Origin of the sequence: Synechococcus sp. H60.2 (assembly GCF_047462315.1) — a bacterium.
Taxonomy (GTDB): Bacteria; Cyanobacteriota; Cyanobacteriia; order Thermostichales; family Thermostichaceae; genus Thermostichus.
Window position 1 is genome coordinate 1 of the sequence record NZ_JANSIZ010000125.1, and the last position, 4181, is coordinate 4181.

The 4181-nt window shown below is 64.4% G+C and carries 3 protein-coding genes and 1 pseudogene; all 4 read right to left on the bottom strand.

Annotated elements, in window-relative coordinates:
- Positions 1-589: pseudogene (locus tag NW845_RS12490) on the bottom strand (energy transducer TonB); the annotation flags it as partial.
- Positions 590-629: 40 nt separating this feature from the next.
- On the bottom strand, positions 630-3050 hold the full coding sequence (locus NW845_RS12495; RefSeq protein ID WP_414378763.1) for a TonB-dependent hemoglobin/transferrin/lactoferrin family receptor: 2421 nt from the start codon (positions 3048-3050) through the stop codon (positions 630-632).
- A gap of 35 nt (positions 3051-3085) precedes the next feature.
- Positions 3086-3931 (bottom strand): ABC transporter ATP-binding protein, encoded by an 846-nt coding sequence (locus NW845_RS12500; RefSeq protein ID WP_414348831.1) that lies wholly within the window; start codon positions 3929-3931, stop codon positions 3086-3088.
- The coding region (locus NW845_RS12505) for an iron chelate uptake ABC transporter family permease subunit (RefSeq protein WP_414378764.1) at positions 3928-4181 on the bottom strand (254 nt) is incomplete at its 5' end. The genes NW845_RS12505 and NW845_RS12500, both read right to left, overlap by 4 nt.

Below are 4181 nucleotides of genomic sequence, written 5' to 3' on the forward strand. Positions count from 1 at the left end.
TCAGTGAAGAAGCTTGAATCTGCTGGGGTGCAGGATCTGGCGGGAGTGGGGCAGCCGCAGGGGGGGATTCCGAGGCCGGCTGGGTCGGCTCCTCCGCTGGGTCAGGCAGAGCTGATTCTGCAGCCGCCTCAAGCGGGGCCGGTGGGGGATCCTCCAGCCACAGCGTGACCGGGATCCGCACTTCGGGTTCTCTCAGAGGTCGGGATCCCCACCCCAGCAGCCCCAACAGATGCAAAAGCAGCGAGAGCAAAGTCTCCCAGCGCAGCGGGCGGAGCTCCCGACTTTGCCCAGGCAATTCAGGGAGATCCTCCAGCGAGGTGCAGGCAACCGAGAGAGCAAGGGAGCAATAGCCCGCCAGCAGGGCCGCCCTGAGCAGCTTCTCGCCCCAGCCAATCCAGCGCAGCCCCTCAGAGCTCTGGCCCCGCGCCACCCCCCACAGCCCCAGCTCCAGCCAGGCCAGACCCACCCCGTAGGCCATGCCTGCCTGCTGCCAATACCCCATCTGCAGGCGCCACAAAAGCCGAGGGTGGGAGCCCCTCTGCAAAGAAGCGGATCCCCGGTCGGTGCGAGTGGGGGGTTTGGCGAGCATGGCTCGGGGCTATCTCGATGGGCACGTCTGGCGGGGAGTCCTAGAAGCGGCTGGAGAAGCTGAGGGCCACATGGCGCCCCGGCTGGGCCCGCCGCTCCACTTCAGGGCCAACAAAGAGGGTGCGGGTTTCGGAGTAGAGAAAATACCGCTCGTCGAAGAGGTTGAACACCCCGAAATTGAGCTGCCAGTTGTCGTCTAGGTTGTAGTAGCCCAGCAGATCCACCACCGTATAGCCGCTGGGCATAAAGGGAATCTGCGGGGGAGCGTTGGGGTTGGGTCGCACCACCTCCCGCTGCGGATCCCGCGGATCCGCCACCAGCGTGGCCACCAACCTCGCCCCCCATACCTGGCTGGGATCGTCGTAGTGCAGCCCCAGCACCGCTGTCAGCGGCTCGATTGAAAGCAGGGGCTTGTTTTCTGTAAGATTGTCCCCCACCGCCCAGGCAAAGCTGCCGTTTAGGCTCCAACCGGTTAGGTCGGGGCTAAAGAAATATTGTCCCGTCGCCTCTACGCCGTAGATACGGGCGCGGCTGACGTTTTGGCTCTGGAACAGGATGACCGGCGGGGGCGGCGGGCTACCGGGGGGGCCGGGGGGTGAGGGCTCGGATCCCACCTCCCGGAATGCCTCGATAAAGTCGTTGTAGGTGTTGTAGTAGGCCGCCAAGCTGAAGCTGGCCTGCGGGTAGATCCCTCGCAAACCCACTTCAAAGCCCTGGCTGGTTTCCGGGCGCAAGTTGGGGTTGGAGAGGGTGCGATAGCGGAAAACCGGGCTGACCAGGTTGGTGAAGCCGCTGTTGATCTCGTTGTATTGGGGAGCGCGAAAGCCGGTGTTGTACTGGGCCGTAAAGGTGAGGTTGGGGTTAATCCTCCACACTAGGCCCAGCTTGGGGGAAATGGCATCGGCAAAGAGGCTGGCCGCTTCTGACCCGCTTTTCAAGAAAGCTTCATCGGGGCTGGGGGTGAGGTTGTAGGTGTCGTAGCGGATGCCGGGGATCAGAGTCAAGTTGCCGCCGCCAAAGTCGATCTCATCCTGCACATACAGCCCAAAGCGCACGGTGTCCGAGTCAGGAAAATCTTTGGTGGGAAAGGTATCTGGGGGAATGTTTTGGGTTACTGCTCCAGTTTGCAGATTGGTCTGAAAACGGTTGCGAGGTCGCTCGTTGCGGGTGGTGGAGATCTCCATCCCATACACCAGGCGGTGGGAGAGATCCCCGGTTTGGAAGCGACTTTGGGCCTGCAGGCTGGCTCCCAAAATGTTGCTGACCAGCTCGTTGAAGGTATCCCGCCGCACCGGTACGGGTCGGCCTTGCACCGTGAGGGTGCGCTCCTCTACACTGGGCTCGCGGGTGCGGGCGGGCTGGTAGTAGATCTGGACAGTGGCCAGCTCAAAAGCGGGATTCTCTGGGTTGGCGTAGCGATACTCCAAACTGAGGCGGCTGCGCTCGGTGTCGATGGTTTCCCTAAATAAGCTGACGGCGGGATCCAGGTTGCGCCGCGAGAACGTGGTGGTGGTGCGGCTGTTGAAGTACTCGCCGGTCAAGGTGAGGCTTTCCAAGGGGCTGAAGCGGTAAACCAGCTTGGCCAAAACGTTGTCCCCCTCCACCGTTTGCCGATCTTTGAAACTGGGATCCGCCTTGATATCCGGCTCCCTGGCGTCGCGGCGGGTGTAGATGAGCAGGGCTTCCAGGTTCCCCTGGCGGCCCGCCAAGCTGAGGGTGTTGACAAAGCCTTGGTTTTTGCTGTCGTACTGGCTGGAGAGGCCCACATGGCTGTCCCGTTCCCCCAGCAGATCCACTGGATCTAGAGTAGTGTAGGTTACCACGCCCCCCAGGGCATCGCTGCCATAGAGGGTGGAAGCAGGGCCGCGGATGATCTCCACCGTCTTCAGGGTCTCCAGCTCAAAGGTGTCCCGCCCGATGTTGAAGGGGCCAAAAGAAAACCGCTCCGGCTGCCGGATCCCGTCCACTTGGATCAGCACCCGGTTGGCGTCAAGGCCGCGGATGTTGAAGTCTTGCAGTCCATAGCGGACATTTCGCCGCACGCTCACCCCCGGCTCGTAGCGCACCAGATCCTGGATGTTCTGGATGAGCTCCCGCCGCAGGCGCTCCCGGTCGATGACGGTGATGCTGGCCGGCGAGTCGGCCAGGGTGCGCTCGGTGCGGGTGCCGGTGACTGTAACCTGCTGCAGGTTGAAGACAGGGGTGCCCTGCTGCAACACCTGCAGATCCGCTTGCAGCCGCTCCACTTCCGCCTGATCCCCCCGCCGACGGGCAGCTTCGATCTGGGCTTCTAGCTCGCGAATCTGCTCTTGGATGGTGGTGGCCCCCCGAGGGGTGGCCTGGGCCAGCAAAGGAGTCTCAGGAATCCGAGCCGCGGGTTGCGCCTGGGCCAGGGATCCCCAACTCAGCCCCAGACACAGCCCCAAACTCACTGCCTTCCAGCCCCAGCCGGTTACTCGCATAACTTCTCACTCTCCCAAAAACCACCAGAAACAAGTCAAACCTTCGCCTCAACACCCTTTCCTCCCAGCCAGAGGGGCCTTGCCGGGTCTGCGCTGCGCAAGGGGCAAAGCTGGAGCCCCACCGGCGTTGGGATCCACTCCACCTCTAGGCCAAACACCTGCCGCACCCTCTCAGCAGTCAAGGCCGCCTGCGGGGATCCCAGGGCCTGCAACTGGCCGGATCCCAGCAGAGCCACCCGCCGGCTGTAGCGAATGGCCAGGTTTAGATCGTGCAGCACGCTAACCACCGTCAGCCCCTGCTCCTGCTGCAGCCGTCGCAACAGCTCCAGCAGCTCCAGTTGGTGGCGCAGATCCAAAAACGTGGTGGGCTCGTCCAACAGCAGCACCTGCGGCTCCTGCACCAGGGCTAGCGCCAGAAAGGCCCGTTGCCGCTCGCCGCCGGAGAGCGTTTCCACCCGCCGCAGGGCCAGGGATCCCAGTCCCGTCTGCTCCAGCGCCCATTCCACCCGCTGCTGATCTGCCCGCGGCAACTGCCACGCCCACCAGGGCTGGTGAGGAGAACGCCCCAAGCTCACCAGTTGCCGCACTGTCAGCCCTGTCGGGATCCGCGGCTGCTGGGGCAAAAGGGCCAACTGCCGCGCCACCTGTTGCGGGCTGAGCTGGGTGTGCAGATCCCGACCGTCCAAAAGTACGCGCCCCGCCTGCGGAACCAACACTCGGCTGAGTAGCCGCAGCAGGGTCGATTTGCCTGAGCCATTGGGGCCGACAATGCTCAGCCAGTCCCCCGCCTGCAGGCTGAAGCTCACCTGCCGGATCACCTGATGCGAGCCATAGCCCCCGCTCAGCGCCTCGGCCTGCAAAATCGGCCGGCCCGCCCTCATTGCCCCGCCTCCCGCTGCCGCAGCAGCCAGCCGAAAAACGGCGCCCCCATCAACGCCGTGACGATCCCCACCGGCAGCTCTACAGCCCCCAGCCGGGCGAGGAGATCGGCGCCGCTTAACAGAGCCGCCCCCGCCAAGGCAGAAAGGGGCAACAGCCAGCGGTGATGCGATCGCCCGCCCGGGGGCCCCCTGTGGGGGCAGCGCACGCCCCCCACGGCGCGGCACGCGCCCCACGTGCCGCCCGCCGCGG

Coding starts and splice junctions, on each gene's coding strand:
- NW845_RS12495 (WP_414378763.1), bottom strand. CDS start 3,050: ATGCGAGTAACCGGCTGGGGCTGGAAGGCAGTGAGTTTGGGGCTGTGT.
- NW845_RS12500 (WP_414348831.1), bottom strand. CDS start 3,931: ATGAGGGCGGGCCGGCCGATTTTGCAGGCCGAGGCGCTGAGCGGGGGC.